This window comes from Bradyrhizobium sp. CB2312 (assembly GCF_029714425.1).
Lineage (GTDB): Bacteria > Pseudomonadota > Alphaproteobacteria > Rhizobiales > Xanthobacteraceae > Bradyrhizobium.
This window is the reverse complement of sequence record NZ_CP121668.1, coordinates 6,389,899-6,416,063: the sequence shown is the minus strand read 5'-3', so window position 1 is coordinate 6,416,063 and position 26,165 is coordinate 6,389,899. Positions and strand designations below refer to the sequence as shown.

At 59.9% G+C, this 26,165-nt stretch carries 22 protein-coding genes; 2 read left to right on the top strand and 20 right to left on the bottom strand.

The genetic code is table 11. From position 1 onward, the window contains the following. Positions 1–9: 9 nt before the first annotated feature. The 16 genes from asnB (QA642_RS31475) to QA642_RS31400 form a co-directional block, all read right to left on the bottom strand. The gene (asnB, locus tag QA642_RS31475; protein ID WP_283080334.1) at positions 10–1,998 is read right to left on the bottom strand and encodes an asparagine synthase (glutamine-hydrolyzing); all 1,989 of its coding nucleotides are present in this window, start codon (positions 1,996–1,998) and stop codon (positions 10–12) included. Positions 1,999–2,001: 3 nt separating this feature from the next. Beyond that, positions 2,002–2,994, bottom strand: coding sequence for an O-antigen ligase family protein (locus tag QA642_RS31470; RefSeq protein ID WP_283080333.1), 993 nt, complete (start codon positions 2,992–2,994; stop codon positions 2,002–2,004). A gap of 260 nt (positions 2,995–3,254) precedes the next feature. Continuing rightward, on the bottom strand, positions 3,255–4,442 hold the full coding sequence (locus QA642_RS31465; RefSeq protein WP_283080332.1) for a glycosyltransferase: 1,188 nt from the start codon (positions 4,440–4,442) through the stop codon (positions 3,255–3,257). 246 nt (positions 4,443–4,688) lie between these two features. After that, positions 4,689–5,348: a helix-turn-helix transcriptional regulator gene (locus QA642_RS31460; RefSeq protein ID WP_283080331.1), complete on the bottom strand. Its 660-nt coding sequence runs from the start codon at positions 5,346–5,348 to the stop codon at positions 4,689–4,691. A gap of 267 nt (positions 5,349–5,615) precedes the next feature. Next, positions 5,616–6,887 carry a polysaccharide biosynthesis/export family protein gene (locus tag QA642_RS31455; RefSeq protein ID WP_283080330.1) on the bottom strand — a complete coding sequence of 424 codons (1,272 nt, stop codon included), beginning with the start codon at positions 6,885–6,887 and terminating at the stop codon, positions 5,616–5,618. A 61-nt stretch (positions 6,888–6,948) separates the two neighbouring features. Beyond that, positions 6,949–8,022: an NAD(P)-dependent oxidoreductase gene (locus tag QA642_RS31450; protein WP_283080329.1), complete on the bottom strand. Its 1,074-nt coding sequence runs from the start codon at positions 8,020–8,022 to the stop codon at positions 6,949–6,951. Beyond that, entirely contained in the window at positions 7,976–8,731 is a 756-nt protein-coding gene (locus tag QA642_RS31445) for a sugar transferase (RefSeq protein ID WP_283080328.1), read from the bottom strand. The genes QA642_RS31450 and QA642_RS31445 overlap by 47 nt, the downstream gene beginning before the upstream one ends. Then, positions 8,728–9,867 (bottom strand): DegT/DnrJ/EryC1/StrS family aminotransferase, encoded by a 1,140-nt coding sequence (locus QA642_RS31440; RefSeq protein WP_283080327.1) that lies wholly within the window; start codon positions 9,865–9,867, stop codon positions 8,728–8,730. Before QA642_RS31440 ends, QA642_RS31445 begins: the two co-directional genes overlap by 4 nt. 44 nt (positions 9,868–9,911) lie before the next feature. After that, on the bottom strand, positions 9,912–10,628 hold the full coding sequence (locus QA642_RS31435) for a sugar phosphate nucleotidyltransferase (protein ID WP_283087013.1): 717 nt from the start codon (positions 10,626–10,628) through the stop codon (positions 9,912–9,914). Between the two features lie 313 nt (positions 10,629–10,941). Continuing rightward, on the bottom strand, positions 10,942–11,220 hold the full coding sequence (locus QA642_RS31430; protein WP_283080326.1) for an acyl carrier protein: 279 nt from the start codon (positions 11,218–11,220) through the stop codon (positions 10,942–10,944). Positions 11,221–11,272: 52 nt separating this feature from the next. Beyond that, positions 11,273–12,838 carry an AMP-binding protein gene (locus tag QA642_RS31425; protein WP_283080325.1) on the bottom strand — a complete coding sequence of 522 codons (1,566 nt, stop codon included), beginning with the start codon at positions 12,836–12,838 and terminating at the stop codon, positions 11,273–11,275. Further along, positions 12,835–14,853 (bottom strand): asparagine synthase (glutamine-hydrolyzing), encoded by a 2,019-nt coding sequence (asnB, locus tag QA642_RS31420; RefSeq protein WP_283080324.1) that lies wholly within the window; start codon positions 14,851–14,853, stop codon positions 12,835–12,837. Before asnB (QA642_RS31420) ends, QA642_RS31425 begins: the two co-directional genes overlap by 4 nt. 5 nt (positions 14,854–14,858) lie before the next feature. Continuing rightward, entirely contained in the window at positions 14,859–15,869 is a 1,011-nt protein-coding gene (nadE, locus tag QA642_RS31415; RefSeq protein WP_283080323.1) for an NAD(+) synthase, read from the bottom strand. Next, entirely contained in the window at positions 15,823–16,725 is a 903-nt protein-coding gene (locus tag QA642_RS31410) for a thioesterase domain-containing protein (RefSeq protein ID WP_283080322.1), read from the bottom strand. Before QA642_RS31410 ends, nadE begins: the two co-directional genes overlap by 47 nt. Positions 16,726–16,925: 200 nt before the next feature. Beyond that, positions 16,926–18,230: a lipopolysaccharide biosynthesis protein gene (locus QA642_RS31405; protein ID WP_283080321.1), complete on the bottom strand. Its 1,305-nt coding sequence runs from the start codon at positions 18,228–18,230 to the stop codon at positions 16,926–16,928. 265 nt (positions 18,231–18,495) lie between these two features. Further along, entirely contained in the window at positions 18,496–19,266 is a 771-nt protein-coding gene (locus QA642_RS31400; protein ID WP_283080320.1) for an FkbM family methyltransferase, read from the bottom strand. 425 nt (positions 19,267–19,691) lie between these two features. On the opposite strand from QA642_RS31400, the gene QA642_RS31395 reads away from it, so the two are divergent. Further along, on the top strand, positions 19,692–20,690 hold the full coding sequence (locus tag QA642_RS31395) for a glycosyltransferase (RefSeq protein ID WP_283080319.1): 999 nt from the start codon (positions 19,692–19,694) through the stop codon (positions 20,688–20,690). A gap of 18 nt (positions 20,691–20,708) precedes the next feature. Here the strand turns inward: QA642_RS31395 and QA642_RS31390 are convergent, their stop codons facing one another. Both QA642_RS31390 and QA642_RS31385 read right to left on the bottom strand, forming a co-directional pair. After that, entirely contained in the window at positions 20,709–21,956 is a 1,248-nt protein-coding gene (locus QA642_RS31390) for a hypothetical protein (protein WP_283080318.1), read from the bottom strand. Between the two features lie 266 nt (positions 21,957–22,222). Beyond that, positions 22,223–22,912: a response regulator transcription factor gene (locus tag QA642_RS31385; protein ID WP_283080317.1), complete on the bottom strand. Its 690-nt coding sequence runs from the start codon at positions 22,910–22,912 to the stop codon at positions 22,223–22,225. A 680-nt stretch (positions 22,913–23,592) separates the two neighbouring features. Between QA642_RS31385 and QA642_RS31380 the strand changes: the two genes are divergently transcribed. Beyond that, complete coding sequence (locus tag QA642_RS31380; RefSeq protein ID WP_283080316.1) at positions 23,593–24,246, top strand: response regulator transcription factor; 654 nt, start codon at positions 23,593–23,595, stop codon at positions 24,244–24,246. 102 nt (positions 24,247–24,348) lie between these two features. Here the strand turns inward: QA642_RS31380 and QA642_RS31375 are convergent, their stop codons facing one another. Together QA642_RS31375 and QA642_RS31370 are read right to left on the bottom strand one after the other, a co-directional pair. Further along, the gene (locus QA642_RS31375; RefSeq protein ID WP_283080315.1) at positions 24,349–24,585 is read right to left on the bottom strand and encodes a hypothetical protein; all 237 of its coding nucleotides are present in this window, start codon (positions 24,583–24,585) and stop codon (positions 24,349–24,351) included. Between the two features lie 404 nt (positions 24,586–24,989). After that, a complete protein-coding gene (locus QA642_RS31370; RefSeq protein ID WP_283080314.1) occupies positions 24,990–25,997 on the bottom strand; it encodes an NAD-dependent epimerase/dehydratase family protein in 1,008 nt (335 codons plus the stop codon). Between the last annotated feature and the right edge of the window lie 168 nt (positions 25,998–26,165).

Genomic DNA, 26,165 nt, shown 5'->3' with positions numbered 1-26,165 from the left:
CGCACTCCTTTACTGCGCCGGTTCCATCGCGCCCGCCAGTGGGGACGTCTCGCAGGCAACCGGCGTGTCGAGCCAAGATTGCAGCATGAGGACAGCCCACAGCGCGCGCGAAAAATGCCGGCGGCCGCTAAGATGTTGAAGCCAGCAGTCCTGCACGCGCGCGGCGTCCAGCAGATGCTGGTTGCGAAGACGCGACTCCGACAGGAGGTCCGACGCCCATGAACGAAGCGGTCCCTTCAGCCAGGCACCGATGGGTACGTCAAAGCCCTGTTTCGGTCGCTCGAACAGATGCTGGGGCAGATAGCGGCCAAGAACTTGGCGCAAGAGCCATTTCCCTTGGCCATGACGCACCTTCGCGGAGTTCGGCAGCGACCAGCTGAACTCGACAACGCGATGGTCGAGAAGGGGGCAGCGCGCCTCTAGGCTCGTCGCCATGCTGGCACGATCGAGCTTTACGAGAATATCGCTCGGAAGATATCCGAGCATGTCCCGAACGATAAACTCGGACAGAAGATCGTCGAGCGGCGGAATCGAGTCAGAATCTCCACCCGGATGAGCCTGTGTCAACTGCAGCTCGGTGAGCTGTGTCGACCTGCGGTACATGCCGGCGACGTCCTCGCTGCCAATGAGGTTTGCCAGGCGATTGATCCGGTCGCTGTGCGTCATCCGCTGCAACCAACCTGGAAGATGGAGGGCTTCCACGACGCTTTCGCGCATGCCGCGTCCGAGCAGCGCCACGCCTGATGCGGCCATCGTCCTTATTGGCTGGCTGGAGTTCAGCAGAGGCGCAAGGCGGGCGCACAGAACGTGCCTGGAATAGCCGGCGAAGCACTCGTCGCCTCCGTCGCCCGAAAGCGCAACGGTGACTTCCCGCCGTGCGAGCCGTGACAGAAGCAGCGTCGGGATCTGCGACTCATCGGCAAACGGCTCGTCCCAGACCGTTGGAAGCTCGGGAATAACCGCTCTGGCTTCGGCGGGCGTGACGCGTAGCTCGGTATGGCTGGTGCCGAGATGCCGTGCCACGGCCGCGGCGTTGTCCGTCTCGTCAAAGGCGCGCTCGCCGAAACCGATCGTATACGTTCGCACCGGCCGACTGGATTGGGCCTGCATCAGAGCCACGACGGTGGAGCTGTCTATTCCGCCCGATAGGAACAACCCGACCGGCACGTCCGCAACCATTCGGTCGGCGACTGCGGCCTCCAGTAGCTGGGAAGCCTGCGAGACCAGCTGTCGGTCGTCCGCCGGCGCCAGCATTCCGCGACCGGCGCGAGCGACATCGCTCAAGGACCACCAGGAGCGCGCGTTCTCTCGTAGCGCTGCCGCGTCGCGCGAGACCGCGAGATCCGCTGCGCGGACGGAAAGGATGGTTCCGGGAGGCAGTTTGAAGACGCCCCGCCAAATACACTGGTCTTCCGGCAACCAGCCGCGGGTGAGAAACTCGGCGACGGCTCCTGAGTCGATCTCTTGATGAAAGTCGGGAAATGCAGCAATGGCCTTGAGCTCCGACGCGAACACCAGCGCATGCGGCGTCCGCGCGATATAGAGCGGCTTCTTTCCCATTCGATCGCGCGCCAGATGGAGAATGCGGGTCCGGCGGTCCCACACGGCGAGCGCAAACATGCCATTGCTGCGCTGGAGAGCCTTCTCGAGACCCCATCTCTCGATCAGTCCCAGCAACACCTCCGTATCGCTATTGCCGACGAACTGTTTGCCTTCGCGCTCAAGCTCTCCGCGCAATGACTTGTAGTTGTAGATCTCGCCGTTGAATGTAATGACGAAGCGGCCGCTGCCCGAAAGCATCGGTTGCCGGCCAGCATCGGAAAGATCGATGATGGCGAGCCTCCGATGTCCGAACGCAATCCCGGCATCCCGGTCGCTCCAGAATCCGTCCGCATCGGGACCGCGGTGACGTAGACGAGCTGTCATCGTTCCGATCGCCGTCAGATCCGCGGATCGAGCAGCATGTTGCGTCTGAAGTATCCCGGTTATCCCGCACATGGCTTAACCTTTAGTGCGCGCATGCGCCCATGATCGCCGATCGAAGCCCAGGATGAGGCCAAGAGTGACGGCAAACCACACGGTCGGATGACGCAGGATGAAATGGCTGATGCTGAAGACGGCAAGCGCAAAGATGAGCACGGACAAAGCGTCAAGGCGCGCGCGGAGCAGGACGGCAAGCGTGCCCGCGAGCAAGCTGAAGATGACGATGACGCCAGGCAGCCCGGCCTGGGTGAAGACGTCCAGGATCGTGCTGTGAGCTTCCACCGGGAGTGCGACACCCTTGTCCGTGATGCCAGTTGGTTTCTCCAGGTGCGGTCCAGGCCCAAGGCCGAGCGATCCGGACTCCAGTCCGGCATGCAAAGCGTCCTGCCAAAGGCTCAGCCGCAGATTGGCGGTCGCCTTCGTTCCTTCGCCGCCGCGATCCTTCATCATGCCGGCCGCCAACCCCTCGACATCATTCGCCGTCGCCGCTGCGTAGGGCAGCAGTGAGAGTGAAAGGGGAACCATGGCCACCATGACGAGCGTTGCGGCCGCAAAACGCAGGCTCCGGCGATGTTCAGGTGACGTGAGCCAGCTTCGCAGGCGCAGCGCAAGCAAGAGGGGAATCGAGAGCGACATCGAGATGAGGAAGGTGTCGCTCTTCGTCAGCCGGCCTACGACGAACGTTGCGATGCAGCTCAGTACTGCGACGAGGCGGCCAAATCGCTTGGCTGTGAGAGCCATGTGGAGCGACAGCGGCGTGAAAACCGCACAGTAGATTGCAAGCTGGTTTGGATTCTCCGACCATCCACGAAACCGATCCCAATACCATGGATTGACCGAAGAGATGTTGAGGTAGTTCCAGCCCAACGCAAATTGGGCGGCCATCGCGATCATCCAGAACCCGATCAGGAACCACAGCGATTGCCGTAGAGCGCCTTCGGGTTTCATCGTCGCCGCAACCAAGCAGGTGACGGCCGCCACCAGGAGATACGCGAAGATGTCGTGCAGCACGAGCTCGGGATCGACGATTTCCGGACGCAGCAGCGCGAGGAATGCCCCGAAACTCTGGATACAGACAAAACAGGCCCAGAATGCAAGAAGGCAGAGCAGAGCTGTAGCGTTGCAGATTTTCGGTATGGTCAGGAGATGCAGGGATGCGAGACCGAGCCAGAGGACGAGGCACACCTCGCCGATCCCCAGGGGGACTCCGGGCAGGCGCAGCTGCGATGCTGTCCCAAGCACGAGGCCAAGCGCAAGAAGGGCACTACCGATCATTGTACTGCACTGCTGCTGTAGGCGGCCACCCGTTCGTCACATGAGCGGCTGAGAGAAAGTAGGTGGCTGTAGACCTCCGCATAGCGATCGGCCACGACGTTCAGGTCAAACTCCTGCCGCACCATCTCGATCGAGCGCTGACCCATGATCTTGGCATGAGCGGAATCCTGGAGCAGATCGAGAATTGCTGCCGCGAGTGCGCGCGGGTCGCGCGGCGGGACAAGGCGGCCGTTCCAGTCTTCGACGACGACATCATCGCACCCAGGCATGCGGGAAGCGACGATCGGTACGCCGGCCAGCCCGGCTTCCAGTAGAACGCGAGGAATGCCTTCGCGATATTCGGTCGGAAAGGCAAAGAGGTCGGCGATGCCCAGAAGCGCCGGGATATCGGATCTCGCACCGGTCGCAACCACATAGGGTGCATGGCGTTCAATCAGTGCCTGGTCTATGGCGAATGGGCCCTCACTTTCGCGCGGACCGACCAGCAGGAAGCGAGCCTTTGGCCGGACCTGATGAACGATTTGCGCCGCTTCGAGCAGCGTCGCGATGCCCTTCTGTACGGTTAGGCGACTTACGGTAACCACGATTTCGGCATCGTCCAGCCCGAGTTCGGCCCGTAGCACCGCAGGCGAAGCCATCCGCGCCTGAGCCGTCTCGAAGGCGGCGGTATCGATTCCCGAGCTTCCGATGACCGTTGACAGGCTTTTTCCAAGAAGACGGTATCTGTGGAAGAAGCTCTTGTCGGCTTTGTTCTGGAATACCGTTGCTGCGGTCCAGCAGGCAGCCAGGCGTTGCATGGCAAGATAGAAGGGACGGAAGGCCAGAGCTCTCGGTTCTGTCGAGGAAAATACCCATCCCATTCCGTTAATCGTACGCACAACGGGCACGGAGCCGCGAAGCGCCAATGGTGCGAGCAGGTTTGGCTTGGTGTCAAACGTCTGGATGACGTCGGGACAGGCGCGCTTCACGACCTGCGCCAGCTGTCCCATCGAAGCGCTGTCGGAAAGACCCACGCCAAATCTGTCGAACTGATATTGATGATAGGAGATGCCATTCTCTGCGAAAGCACCTGCTGCACCTGTTCCTGCCGCGCTCACCCGCAGGCCGCGGTTCTGCAGAGCCAGCAGGAAAGGGATTCGCAGAGCGTGATCCTCGCCTCCTACGCAGAGCAAGTGCGGCGCCATGTTAGTTCCTTTCGGCTTCACAAGCTCGACAAGGTGTTAGTTTGCACGAACGACATTTGCGTCCCGGAAAAGAGGCCGAGAATAGCTTAGGAGGCGCTTGAGCGTTGTCTTCATTCGTTCGAATGAGCGATAGGGATAGCGCCGGGCCCGTGCTCGAGCAGAGCGTGCAAAGGTGGGGTGACGCGGGCGCAATACCAGGGCGACCGCGGCACGACATTCGAAGTGTGCCCCGTGCGTCGTTGCTGCCTAAGGCAAAACGGCGAGACGCCCCAACAGCGCGATGAGGTCGGCCTGCCGGCGTGTCTGCGTTTTCGCGAACAGAGAAGCAAGCTGTGAGCGTACTGTCGTTCGACTTAGTCGTCGCGTACGAGCAATATCGATCAGGTTGTTGCCTCTCGCCAACTCGATTGCGAGCTGAGTTTCCGCAGCAGTGAATCCGAACAGACGCTGCAGCGTTCGTGGCGAAGGCTCCGGGTGCGCGTCGAGATCCAGCAGGATCAGCGCGATGGTCTCGTCGGACCATGCGTTCGCGACCTGGTTGATCAGAGCGGTGAACCCTTCCTTGGTCGATGTCGCCAGCCAGGAAGTCGAGCCCGCTGGAAATTGTGCGCCTGCGCGGTTGACCAGCTCCTTGACAGCGCCATAGAGCGTTTCGTGGGTCGCATTGGCGCGAGACTCACGTTCCAATATCGCGCGTCCGGCTGGACTGAGTTCGACGACTCGTCCGCGCCTGAGCAGGACCTGTCCGCAACCGATCCGCGCCAGCACCCCGCGCAGGCCATCCTGCTTGTGGTTGTTGGCTCCAGAATGAACAGACGGTAAGGGATTTGTAGGATTGAATATCGCTTCCGATGAATGACTTTGCAAGGCAATGGTCCTTGGCAATGCTTGGCTCAAGTTGAACATTTTTATCCCCCCAGCCATGGAGTGAATGTGGCGCAGAGATTCCAAACTCTGCGGAGCGTGTAAACGCTGAATGGGGGGTACCCCACTGCGGCCTGAGAGGCCGACAGCTACTGACGGGGCAGGGCATCCACCCTAACCCTGATCAAGTAAGGGGTAGCGAGGCAGATCTACGCTTCCCGCGTGCAGCCGGGGGTTAATCGCGCGCTACTCCCGAAGGAGCACGTGGAGCTTACCCATGAGGGGTACAGGAGGGGTACCCCTATCGCGTCAATTGGAGAGTCTCGCCGCTGGGCGCAATGCGACTTCGATCACGTCACCGGGCTCCACGTCAAAATCTACGGATGCGGGAATCCTGCTCCATTTCTGACCCTGCCGCCGTACGACGACCACGTCAGGATTGAGTTCACCTGCATTGACCGGGATGGCACCCGAGCCGCCGATCGGCTGCAGTTTTTGACTGAGGGCCTGCATTCTGACGCGCAGATCCGCCAATCGAACATTCGAATCTTTCTGCTCCTTGAGCAGGTTGATCGTGCGCTGACTGGTCACGCGTTCGGTCTGCCGCAGGAAGTCCTCACGTTGGCGCTGGAGCCGCATGAGTTCGACGCTCGTCTGCAGGCGCCGGGTCGAGGACAGCAACAAAGCGCGCCGGCTCTCGCTGACGCGAGGGCTGGCCAGCAGTCCGGAGCCGAATGCCTTCATGACCCGTTCGAGCTCTTCTTCGTCGGCCTGCACGCCCTTCTCTTCACCTTCCTGCTGTTTCTTAAGGGTGGCGAACTGCGCGTCCGTTTGCTTGACGGCGTCCTCGAGGAACCGTCGTTCCGTGCGGTAGTCGTTTTGGGAGGTCTTCAGAGAGTCGCTCTCGGCTTGAACGACCGAACTGATCACGTTCGCAGGCAGCGAGATGTCGGTGGGGGGCGTCGCATCGAAAGTATCGCGGCCGTCGAGCTCCGCAACGGTTCGGACGATGTGGAAGTATTCCTTGGTGTATTCGGTGGCGAGAGACTGGTAGTCCCGCACGAGATCCGCGGGGTCGGCGGCGCCAGGTTGCACACCGCGTGATCGCAGCAGGCTGAAGCCGCCGGCGACTGCCACCGCCTGGCGCACGGTCATCGAAGCTCGATAGGCCTGCTGCCCAGGTGTGAGTACATCGCCGGAAACGTAGACCGGCCGGTATTCCGCTACGGTTGCCATGACATCGCCCGGCTTGACCACGAATGCCTGGTCGCGTCCGTCGGTCAGCCGCTGACGCAGTATCCTTGCTTGCAGCAGCGTCTCGATGCGGCTCTGCATCTGGGCGGGGGTCAGGCCCGCAACTTCAACCGATCCCCCTCCCGGAAGGGGAATGGTTCCGTCCATCTGGATTTGTGTACGGCTGCGTTGGTCCGGGAGGCCGCCGATCGAAATCTCGATGGTATCGCCGGGTTCGAGCTTGTAAGGCGCGGCAAGGGACTGTCCACTTGTCGCGATGAGCAAAATTGCCGCGCACGGACCTAGCAGGAGGCCGGCAGAGCACTTGCTCCGCTTTTTGCACTTCATGGATGAACTCCCAATGCAACCAGCCCTTATTGCTTCGCGATTTGGAGACCCACGGTCCTTCTTAGACCGCCCTCTTCAGGTCAGCGAGGGCGGTGGGAAGGAAGATCTCGTAGTTCCCGAAGAAGTGTCTCTGCTCTTCGACGTTGTCGAACAGGCCCTGGCTCAAGGCCGCGAGAATCTCGCTGATGCCTTGCTGGACGCTGATTTCAGGACTGAAATTCAACACCCGCCGGATCTTGTCGAAATTCACCCGGTAATTCCGGGGGTCCGCGCCGCGTTCCTGATAGGTCACTTTCGATCGCGGGATATGCCTCATGATCTCCTCGACCACCATCAGCTTGGTGAAGTTGTTCTCCTCACAGCCCACGTTGAAGACTTCGAAAGCAACTTTGCTGGTGGGGGCGCGGAGGACTTGTTCGATCGCGCGGGCAAAATCACGAACGTGACAGTATGGGCGCCAGGTCTTTGGGTCGAACACCAGCAGTTCGTTCCCCAAATGGAGTTCGCGCACAAATTCGTTGACGGTGAGATCGAACCGCATTCGCGAGGAAAGACCAAAAGCGGTCGCAAAGCGCAGGACCGTTGGATGAAAATCAACCTTTCCTTTGAGGCCTAGGATCTTCTGCTCCATCTCGACCTTGTGCTTGGCGTAAAGGGAAAGTGGCGCAAGCGGGTAATTCTCGTCGACCGCGGTGTCCTCCTCCACAAGGCCATAATTCGAGCAGGTGGACACAAAGACGAGCCGATCGACAGGGTGATGTTGAACGGCGTCGATGAAGAACCCGACGCCGTTTCGATTGATAGAGTGGCTCTCGTCAGGATACTTGCTCGTGATGGGGTCGCCGACGAGGCCGGCGAGCAGAACGACATCGTCAACGTTCTTCAAGGCCTGGGCGGCGAGACGCGGATCGCGAATATCGCCGTGCAAGAATTCGTATTGCGGATAGCTCAGATAAGGCCAGACACAGCTCTCGTTCCTGTAGATGAGCTGATCGAGGCAGCGAACATGCCAGCCGTTCCTAAGGAGATGACCGGTGATCACTGAGCCCACATAGCCGGCCCCACCCACGAGCAGCGCAGTTCGCCTTTCATTCGTCATTTGAACACCCATCGGCTTTTGAAACGAGCGTGCCACCGATATATCCGGTAGGCTTTCTGCCACGGCCGTCTGGCCGGTCTTTTCGTATGCAGCTGAGGAGCGGCTCTCCCACAATGATCCAGGCGGTTTGAACAACCCACCAGAGATCGGACATAATGGTTCGATTGGGGTAGTATGCCAGGTCGATCTTCGCCTTGGCGGGAAACAAGACCTTCCTATAGAAGTCGGCTACATCGCCATCTTGAGGGAATAGCGTATTTTCGTGTCGGAACAGAATTTGGCACGGTCCGACAAGGCCTGGCTTGTGCTCGAGAATCTTTTCAAATCCGTTTCGGAAACAATCCGCAAATGCCAGCGTTTCCGGCCTTGGACCGACGAATGACATGTCGCCCCGCAGGATGTTCCAGAGCTGCGGAAACTCGTCCAGCTTGAACGCAGCCAGTACTCTGCCGATCGTTGTCATGCGGTCGTCGTTCATCGCCGTAAGCGGACTTCCGCGATCGTCGCAATCGGCTCTGAACTTCCTGAACTTGTACATGCGGAACGGCAATCCGTTCAGTCCAAGACGCAACTGGGAATAAAAGATCGGACGCCCGCCTTCGGTCCAGATTGCGAGCGCAGTAAGCAAGAAGATCGGCAGGAACACCACCATCGCCGTTCCGGCACAGAGGATATCGACGAGGCGCCGCAACCGCAGTGCCGGAGCCGCTGTTCGTGCGCACCCCGTATTCGCCAGTTCGCTCATGCCTGTACGACCTCCGCGGGACAGCTGGCACGAAGTCCATCCGCGAGGCTGTCGGCCACGTGATCGACATCGGCTGTGGTCATTGCAGGATGAAGCGGCAGAGTGAGCTCACGCCCGCAAAAATCCTCGGTGTTGGGCAGGCTGATGCCTGGGCACAGATCCTGATAGAACGTCAAACGGTGCACGGGTGGATAGTGAATGGTCGTCTGAACGCCGCGCTTGCTCAAGTGCTCGATCAGCGGCTGCCTGGCGCTGGCCGCAGGAAGCACGACCGGGAGCAGATGGTGAGCCGATGTCCACGATGCCTTGAATGGTACTAGAACCGATGGACAGCGCTCGGCAAGGCGCCGCCGATAATGCAACGACAGGCGGCGCCTCGTGTCGTTCCAGCCCTGCAACTTCCGCAGTTGCACCAGACCGACTGCGGCGCGCAATTCGTCCATGCGGTAGTTGAAGCCGAGAATGGTCACATCGTATTCGGGGCTGCGGCTGACGAGACGTTGGCGCGTGTTGCTGGTCATCCCGTGCGACCTGGCTCGCTTGATCATGTCGTTCAGGATCCGGTGTCGCGTTATGATTGCGCCGCCTTCGGCGGTCGTCATGTTCTTGTTGCCGTAGAATGAGAAAGCGGCTGCATCGCCAAACGTGCCGACGCCCTTCACGCCGGGCGCGTGTGCGGCGTCCTCGATCAGGAGCAGGCCCTTGCTGCGGGCGAAGGCTTGCCATTCCTCACGATCGGCGAGATAGCCGGCAAAGTGCATCAGGATCACCGCCTTCGTCCGCGACGTGCATTTTCGCTGTGCATCGGCCACGGACATCAGGGGGACTGCTCCGGATTCGATATCGACGAACACGGGCCGTGCTCCGACGTAGAGCACGGCATTGGCGGTAGCAACGAACGTGAGAGACGGAACGAGCACCTCATCGCCCGGACCGATCCCGAGTGCATGCAGGATCAGGTGAAGCGCGGCCGTGCACGAACCGACCGCAACTGCTTCGTCGGCACCATGCATGGATGCAAATGTTTGCTCGAATTCGCGCACCCGATCTCCCATGGTGATCCAGCCGCTATCGATCGCCGCGACAAGAGCTTCCTTTTCATCAGGTCCAAGGGTCGGTTCTGATACCAACAGCATGTGTTCCTCTTCCCGTTATTTCCTTGTGCAGGTGATGCCGCACATCACGCAGCCGCAATTGCGAATGCCGCGGACTGCTCGTCCCACGCAATGTCCTGGGCTTTCAGGAAGTCGTCGACCCGGCCGATGTCGAGCCAAAGGCCAGTGTGCTTGAAGACGTTCACTCGGGCCTCGTCCTCGAGCATCTGGAACATCAAGTCGTCGAATCCGAACGGAACGCCCGACGGAATGCGTTCGAGAACGACGGGGTTCATGCAGTAGATCCCCATGCTGACGAGATTCGTCAGTTCCGGCTTCTCGCGAAACCCGATCACATGCCCGTCCGTTTCATCAATCACGCCGAAGTCCATCTTCGTGTGGCGAACTGAAGTGGCGATGGTGATGTGGGCGTCGGACTTTCGGTGATTGTGGATGAGCTGGCTCAAGTTCAGGTCAGTCAGCACATCGCCGTTGAGGACCAGGAACGGCTCGTCGAGTTGTTCTCGGAGCAATGACAATGGACCGATGGTGCCGAGGGGTTCGAGCTCTTGCGTGTAGGTGATCCGCATATTCCACTGGTTGCCATCGCCGCAGACGCTGCGGATCAAATGGCCGAGATAGCCGGTCGTGACGTAAACGTCGGCGATCCCGTTTCGCCTCAGCCATTTGAGAACGAGTTCGAGGACCGGACGCGCGCCAATCGGCATCAAAGGTTTTGGCAAAATGGACGTATGCGGGCGAAGCCGGGTTCCTTTGCCGCCGCACTGAACTACCGCTTTCATCTTCACCTCCCTGTACTCGATACTGTGCAGAATGACCGAGGCATCGTCGCCAGGAAAAACTAGGAGCAAACCAGTGCCTGCGTCTTCGTGCGTTTGAATGAAAACGTCGCGCTCGCGCTGCGAATATGCCGGAAGATTATTCGTTCGCTGCGTACCTCTTTCGAAAACGAGCGTTTGATCCTGGCCCACCGACTGACGTGGGAGACCCGTCTCCGAACAGCGACGTCGCGGTACGCTCGAGGCCCAACGGAGCCCGAGTGTCAAGCTGCTATCGAGCCACCGGATCGCTCGCTTGCTTCAATCGCCGGACTGCTCACGTATCGACGGTGGCGCTGATTTTGCCGTCGATGTAGCTTGCCATGCCCTGTATGGTATCGAGGTTCTCAGGCAGGATCTCGCTATCGTCGACCGCGATGCCGAAGGTCGTCTCGATGAATCCAACGACCTCGAGCACCCCTGTCGAGTCGATGATCCCTTGGTCGAGAAGGGAAGCATCGTCCTTCAATGCGGCGACGTCGCTGATGTAGAAATTGGCGGTCAGGAATGCGCGAATTTGCTTCTTTAGGGGATCCAGCGGCGAGACGAGTGTCATTGCATTCATGCTCCATCTGAAGTTCTTGGGCCGTTCAGTCCTGGTCTGAATATCATCCCGTGATGAGTTCTCTCTTGTTGATCTTGCCTACGTTCGTCCGCGCCAATTCCGGTACGATAACGATGTATTTGGGGACCATGAAGCTCTCGAGGCGCTTCTGGCACTCCTGCTTGATCTGCTTCTCGCTTATAGGTTGCTCCTGGTCGACGTCGACGACCACAAACGCCTTGATGGCGTGGCCGAGCAGGTCGTCGGGAACGCCCACGACCGCCGCCTCCCGTATTCCGGGAATGTCCAGCAATGCGCTCTCGACCTCCTTGGGCGCGACCTTCTCGCCTCGCGATTTGATGATCTCGTCGCTGCGGCTGATGAAGTAGAGATATCCCTCCGCGTCCATTTCGCAGTAATCGCCAGTATACAGCACTTGCTCGCCGGGAAGCGGCCCAGGCTTCAGTCGCCTCGCGGTAGCCTCTGGCTTTCGCCAGTAGCCTTTCATGACCGTCGCACCGCGAATGACGAGCTGGCCGGCAATGCCGGGTCCCACCCGCTGGCCGCGCTCGTCGACGATCCACATTTCCGTGTTCGGGATCGCAATTCCGACGCTCGACGGTTTCCGGTCGAGATCTTCAGGCGGAAGATAGGTGCAGCGTTTGCATTCGGTCAGTCCGTACATGGAGTAGATGCGTGCGCCGGGAAACGTATCTCTCAATTGGCGCAGGTGCTGGACCGGTAGCGCGGCGCCGGTACTGGTCACGTAGCGAATGCTGGAAAGATCGCAACTCTTCAGGTCCAGCTGAAGCAGAGTCGAGAACATGGTGGGCACGCCGGGAAAGCCCGTCACTCTCTCTTCCGCGATATGCCGAAGTACCTCGGCAGGGTAGGCGAACGAGCGCTCCAGAACGAGGCGTGCTCCGGAACGAACAGCCATGATCATCTGGTACAGGCCGTAATCGAAGGCGAGGGGCAGGGCGTTGAGGATGACCTCATCCTCGCGCACATCCAGATATGACGCTATGGACGTGCACGCCGTCATCATGTTTCGGTGCGTCAGCATCACCCCTTTGGGCTCACCGGTCGATCCCGAGGTGTACACGATCGCGGCGAGGTCGATGTCGATGCAGCGGCGCGCCGGAGCTGTGTTGTGGGTGCTCGCTGTTGCGACACTCCACCGGACGGCATGCGGCAGTGCGTTCAGATCGGTATCGTCGATCGTGCCGGACACGATGACCCGGTGCAAGGAGGGACAATGGTTCGCTGGTTGGTGGAACGTCTCGTAAAGGCGCGCTTGCGCGATAAGTGCAGCCGGCTGGCAGTCGTTCAGGAGATAGCAAAGCTTGTCGCGTTTCGTGAGGGGATTGATGAGGCACACGATCGCGTTGGCTTTGAGCACGGCCCAGAAGCTGACGGCTGCCTCGACAGTGTTGTCGGCGAAGATGACCACGCGATCGCCTCGCCCTACGCCGGCTTCTACCAGATGGTGTGCGACCGAGTTCGACCGCGCCTCGAGCTGGTCGTAGGTCACCCGCTGACCGTCACACACGAGTGCGACCTTGGCGCCGTTGCGGCGGGTCGAGTGGACTAGGTAATCACGCAGGAGCGGCACGGGATCGTTCATCATGCGTAGGCTCCCGATGCGTGTTGGTGGTCGGCGTCAACGGCAAGCACGATCCGGTCCGCGCCCGCTGGGCGATCTGTGACGAACTGCTGGAATAGGAGCTGAGTGGACAGCACGCCGACGAGCGCCATGTTGTCGAAATTGGATAGGTCGGCGGCGCCAGCTTCTGCGTGTGCCCGGCACTTGCTGTGGAGCCGCTCGACCGCAACTGGATCGAAGATGTTGGCGGCGCGGATGCTCCTGCGCGAGAGCGCCTCGTCGACATAGGAGGACCCACCCCCGTCGACGAAGCAGAGCGCATTGGGAGCGCGGTAGGGCTGTTTCTTCCGCTTTACGATCTCAGGTGGCATCTGCGACTGCGCGACACGTTTTAGGACATGCTTCTCATCGAGAATGCGAAGCTTGCACGCGTCGGGAAGCGAGTTCGCGAGCTCGACGACATTGTCGTCAAGGAATGGAAACCGGCCCTCGACCGAGTGTGCCATGAGCATCCTGTCTCCCTGGGAGGAGAGCAGGTAGCCGGCCAGGAGGGTCTTGGTCTCGAGGTATTGATCCTGTGCGAGCGAGGTCCAGTGGGCGAAATCCGGTGGCAGACGATCAAGCAATTCGGTCACCGGATCCGCCCGCGGAGCTACATCACGCATATCGTCGGAGAACAGGCGTTTGATCGCACTGGTGCTTCGCCAGCGCGGCTGGTGAGCGAAGCCAGGTGCATCAATCGCGGAAATGCCGTGCCCGAAGAACTTGAGAGCGACGGCCTGCGTGTGGACCGGCGACCGGGAGATATACGGATAGAGGCGCTTCAAGAGGGCTGCTCGCCGCGTCGACGAAGGCTGACGGCCCCAGAAACGGCGGATCTTGCCCTCTCGAAACAGATCGTAGCCGGCGAACATTTCGTCGGCCCCTTCGCCGGTCAGGACGACCTTGATGCCGCGCTCGCGCACGAGCTTTGAGAGCAGGAACAACGGTACAGGAGCGGTCCTCAGGATAGGGCGCTCGGTGTGGTAGATCACTTTTGGAAAGGCCTCGGCAATGTCCTGGCGAGAGACCATCAGCTCGTGGTGCTCGCTTGCGATCGCGCGCGCCATCAGGCGCTGGTAGGATGTCTCGTCATATTCTGCGTCGCTAAAGCGCAAGGAGAAGGTCTGAAAGCGGCCTTCTGCGAAGCGGCTCCCGAGTGCGGCAACAAGCGAGCTGTCGAGCCCGCCGGAGAGATAGCTTCCCACGGGAACGTCGGCCCGCACCATTCGGAACGCCGTGGCCGTTTCCAGCGCATTGCGCACGGCATCGATCTTGTCGTTGATGTCTGAGCCGAAATGCTCGTTGGGACAGGTGGGATAGCGCGGGGTCCAGAATGCGTGATCCCGAACCTCGCCCCGCGCGTAACTGCGGACGTGTCCGGGTTCAATCTCCCTGACCCCCTGAAACACGGTCTGGGGCGGCACGGTACTCCAGAAGGTGAAGGTTTGGTCGATGCCTACTGGGTCCAGTGCCCGAGGGATGGCTGGATTTGCCGCGAAGATGGCCTTGACTTCACTGGCGAAGTACAGCTGGCCCTGATGCTCGCAGATATAGAGCGGGCAGATTCCGCTCCGGTCGCGCGACAAGACGAGGCGGCGGGCGGACGGGTCCCAGATGGCAACGGCCCATTGTCCGTTCATCCGTTCGAACGCCGCCTCGCCCCAGGCGCAATAGGCCTTCAAGAGCACTTCCGTGTCACTGCGGGTGTGGAAGTGATGGCCGAGTGAGATCAACTGGGCGCGCAACTCGACATAGTTGAAGATCTCGCCGTTGAATACGATCCAGGCGGCTCCGCCGGCATCATTGAGCGGTTGTTGTCCGCCCTTGATGTCGATGATCGAGAGCCGCGCGTGCGCCAGACCCGCGCGTTCATCCCGGTAGAGGCCCCGCTCGTCCGGGCCGCGATGGGCAAGCGTCCCCAGCATGCGCAAGAGCGCTTTCCGCGAAGGACCCGGAGCGTTCGCGTTCAGCGCCACGATTCCCGCGATGCCGCACATGCCGTTCAGTCCTCGATCACTGCATCCACAATCAGTGGCCGGGCGTGTAGATAGCGCGTCGCCCGGCGCTTCGAAGCGATGTCCTTGAAGACCTTCTGCACCTGCGTTGCCGCCATGCCGACGGCATCGGCGACTTCGTCGGCAGAAATGCCGTGGTTGACGGCGTACATGCAAACATCGGTTAATTTATACGGCGCGGCGAAATAGAATTCCTCCTGGCTCTGCGGCATCGAGAAGGTGTCGGATGTTGGCGGGCGCCGTCTGATTTCCTCGTCGATGCCGAGGTATTCGGCTAGCTGGTAGACTTGGCTCTTGTAGAGATGCGCAATCGGCATGACGTCCGCATCACCGTCACCCTGCTTCACGAAGAAGCCTTGATCATGCTCGAGCCGGTTTGGCGTGCCGATGACCGCGTATTTCAGGCGGTCGGCGTGATAGTACTCCGTCATTTTGCGAACGCGTTGCTTGTAATTGGTTGCGGCGACGATCTGTAGGTAGACCTCGGGCGGAAGACGTACGGTGGAAGTGTTGCCGTTCGGGTCCTGGACGGTCAGGCGCGTGAAGTTGATACCGTCACGCTCCAAAACGGATCCCAATACCAGCTTGCATTTCCAGTTGGCCCCGTACTCGGGTACGATGGCTTGGATCGCCTCTCGCTGCCGTGCGTATGCGCCCAACGCTTCGAGGGCCGGAGCGATGTCTTCGACCACCGTGGTCAAGCGCAGCTGCGTGGCAACGACCCGACCCAGCCGCAGTGAATCGTCGGACGAGTCGCGTTCGGGCATGAGCAGCCCCAGGACCTTCGTGTTTCCAAATGCCCGCGCGCAGAGCGCTGCCACCACGGAGCTGTCGATGCCACCGGAAAGCCCGACGATGGCTCCGCGTCGGCCAAGCACGCCAAGAACCTGGTCGCGCAAAAACGCGACGATGCGCGCGACCTCCAATGGTGCGTCAACGACCAGGGCGTCGCTACTGAACGCTCGTTCGGTTCGGCTGTGACTTGCTTGTAGGGACACGAGAACAATCCCCCTCTCTATCGGGAAGCTCGGCTGGTGAGTAGGCTTGCGACAACGCCTTCTGGACGAGGTGCAAGTTCATTGTAAGGTACGGAGGCATCACGAGATCAGTATGAGTCCCTGCGGTTGGGACGACGTCGACGTGCGTAAACGCCCGGTCCCACCCCAGCGCTTGCGGCATTTTCTTCCGCTTGCACCGGAACAGAACGGCGGATATCGGCAGTGTCGATTTCGGCTCCGCCAACCAGCGGAAGTAAGCCTTCGCTCGCAAGACCTCCTGCAACTCCTGCTTGAGTCTGAAGGTGGTAAGGCTGAACTGGCCCTTTGCACGGCGATCGATCATCCGGGCGAGGTCGGCTTCACGGCCGATCGCGACGGCTGCTTTGGCGAAGGCGCGACAGACCATGCGGGACGCCGTGACGCGGTTGCTGCGGACACGGTGGACCGTGCGGCTCAACGTCTCCCATGCAGAGCTGCGCTCGCCCATGAGGCTGGTGTCGAGAATTCCAAAGAACGTCACGGACCGGCCGGAGGCAACTAGTCGCGTTGCGACCTCGAAGGCGACCGCTCCACCCAGCGAATGGCCGAGAAGTCTGACGGACCCTCGAGGCTGGACACGACTGATCTGCTCCAGTGCGGCAGCAGCCATATCGCAAACGCTGTCCTGCCCCTGTAATATCTTGCCGAGTTCTGGGTATCGGATCGGAACAACATGGGCCATCTCGCGGATCGAAGCGGCGAGGGCTGCGAGGCTGGCTCCGTAGCCGAGCGAGCCGGGCAGCAGGAAAAGCACTGGTTGCGCCGCCGCTGCTGCCTGCAAAGGCGGAGATTCCGGATCTTGGTCCGTATCAATCAATGGCCGTAACGTCATTGGAATGCAACCGACCGAGTATCAATGTCACAGTATGAAGAGGAGCGAGATCTTCTCATCATTCATTCGCATGAAGCATATGGTCGCGCTGGGAGACTCGGCGGCTTCCGCCCGAGATCTTTCGTCCATGTCATGCCTCCACAAGTCGACGTGAAGGCCGGGCAGCACGCCCTCGGCCTTCCGGTTCATACGGGCCCATTGACGGGCGCACCCGATGGCCGCGCTCCGCCTGGGCGGCTCAGAAGGATCAGCGCCACGGCAATTCCCAGGGTGTAGCCGGTAGCTCCTCCTGCAGCCATCGCGAAGATCACCTGCAACGGATCCTGGCCGAGGCGAGCGCCGATCAGGAGCGGCGCAAATACAAACATGGCCCGCACCACATCGACGGCCAGGCGCAATTCTTGACGACGAAAAAGGGTAGGGACTTCTTGAATGGGCGTCGACAGGGCCTGCGCGGCGCACATGAGCGCCAGGGCGGCCATGATTTGACCTGTAGGCATCCAGGACGGCCCGAGCAGCGGAACGACGACGAAGGGTGAAACAAACCCCAGGCCGAGTACCGGCAGAGCGATCAGGACGGCGGCAACGGCCAGCAGGCCGAATGCGGTGCTGAGCAGATGCTGACGATCGAAACCCTTGCTGGCCTCGGCGACGAAGACATTGCTGAGCGGCAAGGCGATCAGGGTGACTGGGCCGGTCACAAGGCGGGCGGCGACACCAAAATGGCCGGCGAATGCGGTACCGAACAGCGAGCCTATGAAGATTGCGGGGAGATTGATGATGGCAAATCCCACGAAGGCCGAGGGCAGCTCGAACAGAGGAAACTTGTACTCCCGCCGCGCCGTCGCCGCGACCGATTGCCACGAGGCCTGCTTTATGTGGCGGATATCTTCCCATTTCAGGAGCCGGATGCAGAGAAATGCGATCAGCACGACCTGGCTCAGGATGTGAGCTCGGACCATTGCATCGTCGCCGATGCCGGCGAGGCCAAAGCCCACCTGGAGCAGCGCCATCGTTGCCGGCAGGATCAGGCGGCCCATGCCGAAGTCGCGTATGTGATTGAAGCGCAAGCACCAGCAGTTCATTGCGTCGGCAACGCCGACCGCCGCCATCCCGATCGGTACAAGGCAGACCAGATGTTGCAGTGACGGCGGCATCATGGCCGAGAGCAGGTATCCGGCGGTAAGCACGACCAGGCTGGTACCGCAGACCGCGAGGAGCACGAGCTTGAGCGCGATGAGCGCCCCGGCCCTGTCCTCAACGACGTACAGGGAGGTGCTGAAGCGAAGCCCGGCTATTGCACCGAGGATGTTCACGACCGAGAGATAGATCGTAAAGATTCCAAAATCCTCCGGCGAGTACAGCCGCGTGAGGACGGGAATGGCCGCAACGAGCGTGAGCTGGCCGGTAAGCGCGAGGGCAGATACGCCGGCCGCCATACGAACAAGGGCTCCTGTCCGCGTCGGAGCCGGAGCCGTTTTGGCGGCCATGACACGCTTCCTCGGTTCAGAATTCATTTCTAAAACGCAAGACCATATGCTGCAGCGAACCACTCTGGCTGGATCGTAGAACCGATGGCGGCGGGCGCCATCATTCGTTCGCATGACGGTCACCGAGCTGTCGCGCCGAATTCGCGAGAAGGCTTGCACAAGAAGCTTGTGCCTTGCCGAACAGTTAATGATCGATCGTCATTGGCGCCTGGTCCAGAAAGGCTGGCGTGATCGCATACGATGAAGGAAATGAGCTGCCTGAGAGTCACGCAAGGCGCGCGGAGGGCAGACGGTCGTCTAACGGCCGCGGGGATGACTGTGCCAACCGAAGGCCGGTCCGCGCGAGCAGATCCGGCAGGGCAGGTGGTCTGACGGCGATCAGGTTGTCATCGTCCGGGCCCGGAATGTCAGGAAACGCCCGCTCGAGCCGTCCCTGCCTGAGATGAAAGAGCTCAAATCCGTGATCGATGAGGCGGTCATATAGCTCCGTACGCGAGGTGCCAGCTCTCCGAAGGTTGAGCTCAGAGTCCTCTATGTAGAGACACCGACAATTGGATACGGTCTTCGCCGCGCCCTTGAGAAGGTCAACTTCGAATCCTTCGACGTCGACCTTCAGAAGATCCACCCGTCGATCTCCAACAATCGAGTCCAGAGGGCGAACCGGAACCCGGAGCGTTGCGCCGCTGGGTGGCGGCGTCACGGATGCGAAGTTCATGTCATCGCTGCGAAAGTCCGTGAAGACGAGCTCTCCGTCCTTGCTGCCGACTGCCGTGTTGTGGACCTCGACCGTCAATCCGTTGAGACGGACGTTGCCCTGCAGGTACCTGCAGATACGCGGATGCGCTTCGATTGCGATGACCCGTCCAGATCGGGTGACCCGAACGGCAGCGGCGAGGCTCAACTGCCCTACGTTCGCACCGACGTCGACGAAGGTTTCTCCGGGTTGCAGGTAGGTTCCCACGAAGTCGGCGTCATCGGCCCGAAAATCGCGCCTCCGCCAGAGCCCGGCAGACATGGAGCTCGGATAGAACCGCATTCTATATCCGGCAGGAAAGCTGAAGGTGATGAACCGGCACAACCCGCTCACCCACAGTGCGCGCGACAGCAGAAACCGGACCTTGTCAGGCTCTTGCCGGATTCGAGCGAGAAGTTGGTGCAATCTGTGCAAAGGACTCTTCACCTATGCGATTGGCTTGTCGGCAGAGCGTAGGCTGATCGAAGCGTCCAGCCATCCTTCGTTTGCACGATAAGAATCGATTGATCAGCTCTACCTTCGAAAACGTTGCGCCTCGCGTGGTCATCGTCATGCGAATGCAGGATGACCGGACCGACCCGGGTTCCTAGCGTTGGCCCCGTCGTGCCACGTGGCATGTTCGGACCGCTTCGTAGAGTCAAAAAGGCATCGCTCGAGGCTTGTCCGGGCCGGACAGCTTGATGAATTGGGCCTGAGGGAAGAAGGCGATGAGCTTGTTGCAACTCGGCGGGACCGACGGCATTCGAGATGGGGACGTCCGCCCGTTCATTTCAGTCGCGATTCCGACCTTTCGCCGACCGGATTTGGTACGCCGCACGATCGAAAGCGTGCTGCAGCAGCAGTATTCCGATTGGGAAATGGTGATCAGCGACGACGAGGGGCCGGAAGGCTCGACATGGGGGATTCTTTCCGAGTACGCGCGGAACGATCCGCGTATTCGCATTGTCGAGAACCGCGGAGAATCGGGCCAAGTCGAGAACACGAACAACGCGATGCTCGCATGCCGTGGCAGCTGGATTAAATTGTTGCATGACGATGACTGGCTGACGCCAGGTTCGCTCGAGACTTTCGCGGAGACAGCGAGGAAGCATCCAACCGCTGCCTTCATGACCTCCACATCTCATCTCGTCCAGGACAGCGGAACGAGATGTCGACGGGGAGGGAGCGTCACGGTGTATTCGAGCCAGCAATGCCTGGCCGACCTCTACCTGGTCGGCAAGACGCGGGTGCTGGGGATTGTTCCGTCGACGTTGCTGATCAACAGCGACGTCATCCGGGCCGGCTGTCGGATGCGAAACTACAAGTCGATCAGGTGGGGGGTGGACCAGCTGTTCTTCGTCGACCTCGCCTGTTTCGGCGACATGGTGGCGATCGACGATGGCTTGATCTTCTATGACATGACGTCCCACGATAATATTACAGCTTCGAAGTCATTCTCCCAGATCGATCAGGAGACACTTGATCTGAAGCATCTGACCTGGAGCCTCATCCAGGACAAGCAAGGACTTCCAGGTCCCGAAACGGTCGTACGCGCATTGCGGGTTGCAAGATTGCGCGGAAGATTCCGCTACCAGTCCTGGTGGGCAACGGTCAAGGACGCGCTTCAGATCCTGCGGCCCTCGGTTATTAATGCGGCCAACAAGGCGCTCCGGGCGCGAACGCGTACGCCGGCGGACAGCCCGTTGGTTCGTGTGGGGCACGCCTGAGAAGAGCCGCCGAGGCCATCATCGGGACAGGGCGCTGGTCTGATCGGGTTGATCGAGACGGGTTACAAAGTCGAAGACCGGGCCGCCCGGTACCCCCCAATTGCTCGACCAGATGATTTGCGATCCATCCGGCGATGGCGAAGCGTGGGTCTCGCTCCAGTAGTCGTACGGGACGTTGCGCGTGTGTGCAATACGCCGAAATTCGCCGCTGCCGTCAATTCGCAGAGCGATCACTTCCCGTGCAAACGGGGCAAAGGATGGAAGTTGGGCAATTTCGGATGGATCGCCGCCATAGCTTAAGATCACCCAGCCGGGCCGGTCGATCGCGCGCGTGGACGCATGTGAGGCCTCCCCGCGCGGAGCGAGGGCGGTAACCTTACCGTCATCCAGCCGCCGCTTGATCACCTGATATATGTCGGGATCCGATTTGCTGATTCCGACGTAGACCTCGCGTCCGTCCGCATCAACGGCCATGTCGCCGTGGCTCGGCCGATGATGTTCGGTCCAACTCTGGACCAGGTCTCCAGCGACGGTGAAGATGAATGCCTCATCCTTTCCGTCGACCCATCGGCTGCACCTGATATAGCTGCCCAGGGTCGATATCTCGCAGACGCCCTCTCGACCGGGCAGTTTTCCCACTTCGATGTCCGGAAACTTCTGTCGGGTCACGAGATCAAAGGCGAACGCAACCACCATACCGTCTGCACGCGTGCCTCGCACGGCGATACGGCTTCCGTCTCGAGAGGGATTGCCCTTGCCTGGTCCGAACTGAAGGCCGCGATAGCCCTCGGCCGTCAACATGATTTCCTCGGCATTGGTTCGCGGCTGCCAGAGCGAAATCTTGCGCCCGATCACGCATATCATGCGCTCGGGGTCCCGCGGGTGCCATTCGCACTCGTCCTCTCTTTGCCGACGGAACAAGGGAACGAACGTCTTCCCGTCAAGAAAGCAGAGGCCGTTGCAGCCGTTGGCGATCAAAACCAGGGTTTGATCGGCGTTCCACGCCTGCGCACTCGAATAGCGGTGGGTGCAATAGGCGCGCTGACACGCCAAGCCTGCGCCCAGGGGCCCTGGAGTCGTTATCCGGATGATCGTGGCGCCGGTGTCCGGGTCGGTGACCGGAACGAGATAGTCGGGCAGGTTCAGGCTGCTGGCTACAGCAAGCTTGGCTCTTGTCAGCGTCTGTGCGGCGGCGAAGCCTGCCAACGCGAGCACGACCAATGCGCCGCCGGCCAATGCAATTCGAGCGCTGAGGGACGGAGACATCGTATCATGCTCCACGGCAACCAGGGGACTCGGGCGTTTCGGGTTGGTAGACGGCCGACGTTCGGGTCCCTGCCGATCACGACGATCTTGCAGCGACCACGGATGTCGATGATGTTTTTGTCCATTACGTCCTGGCGCACATCATCCAAACGCAGGATGCGCCCGCGGAGCGTTGCCGATCTTCGCGCAACCTCGAAGTCATTTTCGCTGCGCAGTCAGCCGGCGCGTCTCAAACGATCGACGCGCATTAGAACTGACTGCCTGGTCTAGTGGATGTCGGAGATGTCGGCCTCCTGATGTCCGTGCCCGTTTGGGACCTGGTTAGGAGCTGTCGCCCGATCGATTGACAGCGCCAACGCGTGCCCATTGGAAGGCCGGACCAGTGGTCCGTTGTTCATTCCCCAAATCGCGGCCTGCGTTCTATTCTGGACCCGTATCTTGCGCAGGATCGCCTTGACGTGAACCTTCACCGTCGCTTCGGCAATATCGATCTTTCGTGCAATGCATTTGTTGGAATTGCCTTCAACCAAGAAGGAGAGGATTGCCTGCTCGCGCGGTGACAGGTGGGGGGCGATCGGTCCCTCGGCAGGAACGAGGACGCTCGATCGCTCTTCGCTCGCCGGCAGCAGAGCCTTGCGGCTAGGCTCGAGATCAAGCACGAACGACAGAAATGCAGGCGGAAATACTGTTTCGCCCATTGTCACGAGCTCGATCGACTTTGTGAAGGTGTCGCATGAATTGACGTCGGCGAAGTAGCCGCTGGCGCCTGCCTTGTAGGCTGAAATCAACTCTTCCGGCCGGTAATGGTCCGAAACGATCGCCACGCGGGCGTCCGGATAATGCTCCCTTACAAATCCGATGTGCTTCAGCGCGAGATCGAATTCGTCGGTGTCATGGACAATCACAAACAGAAGCTGGTGTGCTTGGAGTGTGCTTGGCAATTCGTCGGTACCCAAGACCGACATTACGATGTGGAAATCTGCGGCATGCAGAATTCGGGAAATACCTTCTCGTAGTAGAATGTGCCGTCCAATCAAAACGACTTTGCAGGATTGTCGTCTCCTCATATCACCCTCCACGTCAACGCAACGATACAACTTGAACAAACAAGGCTTGTGAAAAGACAAAGTAGGAAAAAGCTTGAGTGTGCTCAGCCTCCCGATTTTGTTTCGATAAGATTTGCTGAAGGTTAGATTTGAATCTTCGGTTTTGCCTATATACCTTTGGTTATAGGGCTGGCCGGCATCGACGCGGTCGAGTGACACGGCGTTGCCGCTGCCGGAGATGGCGGGTGAGTTCGCCTTCAACCTCGAATGCGCGTTTACGATGCACTGCAACACACTGTCATTCTAGCTTCGCAAATAGAGAGAAGACTTGCGCCCGTCTTAAGTATTGACCACCGGAGTCCTACGGGCCTCGATGCGGCAAACTTGCTGTATACTGCTGCTTCAGACTCGTGCGATCATCTGTCTTATGGTTTACGTCATCTGACTTATGGTTTACGCGCTTTGCTCTAGTGTCTGACACTTCGGAATATTGATGAGGTTTTTGGTGTTCAAGCAATATTGGAGCGGCCAGGGCGGGGGCCCGTAGCTTCAATCACGGAAATGGGGGGCGGCTGGCCAGGGAGCGCCCGATGCGTCGTGCGACTGTGGTGATTGCGGACCGACATCCGGTGGTCTTGCACGGTCTCGCAAATCTACTCGGCTCAGAACCTGATTTCGAGGTCATTGCATCCTGCGGCGACGCCGGGAATTGCATCACGGCAGTTCTGGATCTTGCTCCCGACATTGCGATCATCGATGCGGCAATGCCGGAGTTGATCGCGCTGCTGAACGACTCGCTCGACCGCTCGGAAAACCGATCGACCCGTCTGGTGTTCTTCACAGCCAGCGAGGACTGCGATCTTGTCTCGTCGGGACTCCCGGCGGGGCACAGTGTTCTTCCAAAGGAGATGACGGGCCAGGCGCTGGTGCAGTGCTTGCGAGAGATTATCCATGGCGCGACTGTCGTTTCGGGAGCGCCTACAGATCAGGTCCCGCCTCAAGAGCAGAGCGCGAATCCCGAAAATGCACTCGCTGTGCTCACCGAGCGGGAGCGGCAAATCATCCGCCTCGTCTCTCGCGGTCTCTCCAACAAGGAGATTGGCCGCCGGCTCAACATTGCTGACGGCACCATCAAGGTGCACCTCCACAAGATTTTCCAAAAGCTCGAAGTCGGCAATCGCACGGCGCTTGCTGCGCTCGCCATCTCGCAGGATGACGGCGCCAATGACAGGCAGCGCAGGTAGGACCAACCCCGCTGGCCGGGCGCACCACGATATCATCCCGCGATGATTGCAACGCGACAGGCAGAAGCGTCCTCGAAGCGCAGGCCAGTGAAAAAGGGGGGCTTATTCTGCCACCGAGAACTGAAGAATGAATAGCGACCGGCCGCCAAGAGCGGGGCTGTCGCTGACCTCCACTTGCCAGAAGACATGAGGCAAGAGCCGTTCCGTCAAGTCATGCTTGAGGATCTCGCCGCTCAGTTCGATCGCTGCGGTACGCGCGGCGATAATGTCAGGGAGATCCAACCCGACGTCGTCGAGAACTGAATTCCCATCGTGGATATGGAAGAAATATCGCGGCATTGGTGTCTCCGGATCACCCGAACCATTCCGATGACTGCAGCGAGCCCCACGCGTCACAATTGGGTCATCGTACCACAATGAACAGATAGCAAGCCGTTATTAGAGGAGGATACATCATCATTGATGGGTACCCCGACGTTGACCCGATTGATCACGAATCCAAGGTGAATGGTCGCTTGTTTGTCGTTACGATCGTGTTGCGTCGACGGAGCCCACTTCGGCGCAGCGTTGCGGCCCCGGCTCCTGCGAATCCTAGCCCCCCGCCGGGGCCGCGATCTTTCGGCGAGTTATGCCTGATCGCCCTTTCGCCGACCATCACGCAGATCGTGTAGTCTGATGGTCTTTCGGTCGGACGACATATGGGGCTGTGATGTTGGCGCTCGAAGCATGCAGATCGGGATCCGTCATATTCCATAGTGCTCGCGGTACCAGCGGGCGAAGTGACGAACGCCCGTTTCGATTGCCGTGGACGGGGAAAAGCCGGCATCCTGCATCAGGTCGCCCACGTCGGCAAAGGTTTCCGGAACATCTCCAGGCTGCATCGCCAGCATCTCCTTGTGGGCTGTTCGTCCGAGCTCTGTCTCGAGCAAGCTGACCACGTGCATCAAGGGTTCCGGGCGGTTATTGCCGACATTATAGAGTTTGGCCGGTGCAGTGGCCGCACCGGCGCTGTCTTCTGGGGCGCGGTCGATCAGCCGCGAGACAACGCGAGTGACGTCGTCGATATAGGTGAAGTCGCGCCGCATCCTGCCATGGTTGAAGAGCTTGATTGGCGTGCCCTTCATGATCGCGTCAGCGAACAGAAACATTGCCATGTCGGGTCGGCCCCACGGACCGTAGATCGTAAAGAACCGCAGGCCGGTGACGGGGAGACGATACAGGTGGCTGTAAGAATGGGCCATCAGCTCATTTGCCTTCTTTGTCGCGGCATAAAGGCTGATGGGGGAATCGGTTCTATGCAGAGTCGAGAAAGGAAACTCCGTATTGGCGCCATAGACGGACGACGATGACGCGTAGATCAAATGTTCACAGCCGTTACGCCTGCATCCCTCAAGGACGTTCAAGAATCCCACCAGATTGGCGTCGACATAGGCGTGCGGATGGTCGATTGAATGCCGAACGCCGGCCTGAGCGGCAAGATGGATGACTCTCGGAAAGCGATGTCGCGCAAACAAGTCCGCCATCGTCGATCGATCTCCGAGGTCGATCTGCATGAAGGAAAATGCGGGATCGCGGCGCAAAATGTCGAGACGAGCGCGCTTCAGGGAGGGGTCGTAGTAGTGATTGAGGTTGTCCAATCCGACGACCCGGCGTCCTTCATCGAGCAGCCGGCGCGCAACATGAAAGCCTATGAATCCCGCCGCTCCCGTTACCAGAACTTCGTCTGCAACTGATTCTGAGCGTGCTGCCATTCTATAGTCTCGATTTCGACGGCCGAGCGGCCATCATTGAGCGCTGCAGGAAAGCTCTGTGGTCGCCGCGTCTCCATCGCTCAAATGAGCGCTACCGATCATTACGATCGATCCGAGTTGCCGATGACTAGTCGAACGGCCGACTGCCGCACGTCCTCACCACTTCGT

Excerpts from the sequence above, each read along its gene's own strand:
- QA642_RS31465 (WP_283080332.1), bottom strand. The coding sequence starts at position 4,442 with ATGGCGCCGCACTTGCTCTGCGTAGGAGGCGAGGATCACGCTCTGCGA.
- QA642_RS31375 (WP_283080315.1), bottom strand. The coding sequence starts at position 24,585 with ATGCCGCGATATTTCTTCCATATCCACGATGGGAATTCAGTTCTCGAC.
- QA642_RS31440 (WP_283080327.1), bottom strand. The coding sequence starts at position 9,867 with ATGCTGTTGGTATCAGAACCGACCCTTGGACCTGATGAAAAGGAAGCT.
- QA642_RS31370 (WP_283080314.1), bottom strand. The coding sequence starts at position 25,997 with ATGGCAGCACGCTCAGAATCAGTTGCAGACGAAGTTCTGGTAACGGGA.
- QA642_RS31435 (WP_283087013.1), bottom strand. The coding sequence starts at position 10,628 with ATGAAAGCGGTAGTTCAGTGCGGCGGCAAAGGAACCCGGCTTCGCCCG.
- asnB (WP_283080324.1), bottom strand. The coding sequence starts at position 14,853 with ATGTGCGGCATCGCGGGAATCGTGGCGCTGAACGCGAACGCTCCGGGT.
- QA642_RS31430 (WP_283080326.1), bottom strand. The coding sequence starts at position 11,220 with ATGACACTCGTCTCGCCGCTGGATCCCCTAAAGAAGCAAATTCGCGCA.
- QA642_RS31455 (WP_283080330.1), bottom strand. The coding sequence starts at position 6,887 with ATGAAGTGCAAAAAGCGGAGCAAGTGCTCTGCCGGCCTCCTGCTAGGT.
- QA642_RS31445 (WP_283080328.1), bottom strand. The coding sequence starts at position 8,731 with ATGAGCGAACTGGCGAATACGGGGTGCGCACGAACAGCGGCTCCGGCA.
- QA642_RS31460 (WP_283080331.1), bottom strand. The coding sequence starts at position 5,348 with ATGTTCAACTTGAGCCAAGCATTGCCAAGGACCATTGCCTTGCAAAGT.
- QA642_RS31395 (WP_283080319.1), top strand. The coding sequence starts at position 19,692 with ATGAGCTTGTTGCAACTCGGCGGGACCGACGGCATTCGAGATGGGGAC.
- QA642_RS31390 (WP_283080318.1), bottom strand. The coding sequence starts at position 21,956 with ATGTCTCCGTCCCTCAGCGCTCGAATTGCATTGGCCGGCGGCGCATTG.
- QA642_RS31425 (WP_283080325.1), bottom strand. The coding sequence starts at position 12,838 with ATGATGAACGATCCCGTGCCGCTCCTGCGTGATTACCTAGTCCACTCG.
- QA642_RS31405 (WP_283080321.1), bottom strand. The coding sequence starts at position 18,230 with ATGGCCGCCAAAACGGCTCCGGCTCCGACGCGGACAGGAGCCCTTGTT.
- QA642_RS31400 (WP_283080320.1), bottom strand. The coding sequence starts at position 19,266 with ATGCGGTTCTATCCGAGCTCCATGTCTGCCGGGCTCTGGCGGAGGCGC.
- QA642_RS31380 (WP_283080316.1), top strand. The coding sequence starts at position 23,593 with ATGCGTCGTGCGACTGTGGTGATTGCGGACCGACATCCGGTGGTCTTG.
- asnB (WP_283080334.1), bottom strand. The coding sequence starts at position 1,998 with ATGTGCGGGATAACCGGGATACTTCAGACGCAACATGCTGCTCGATCC.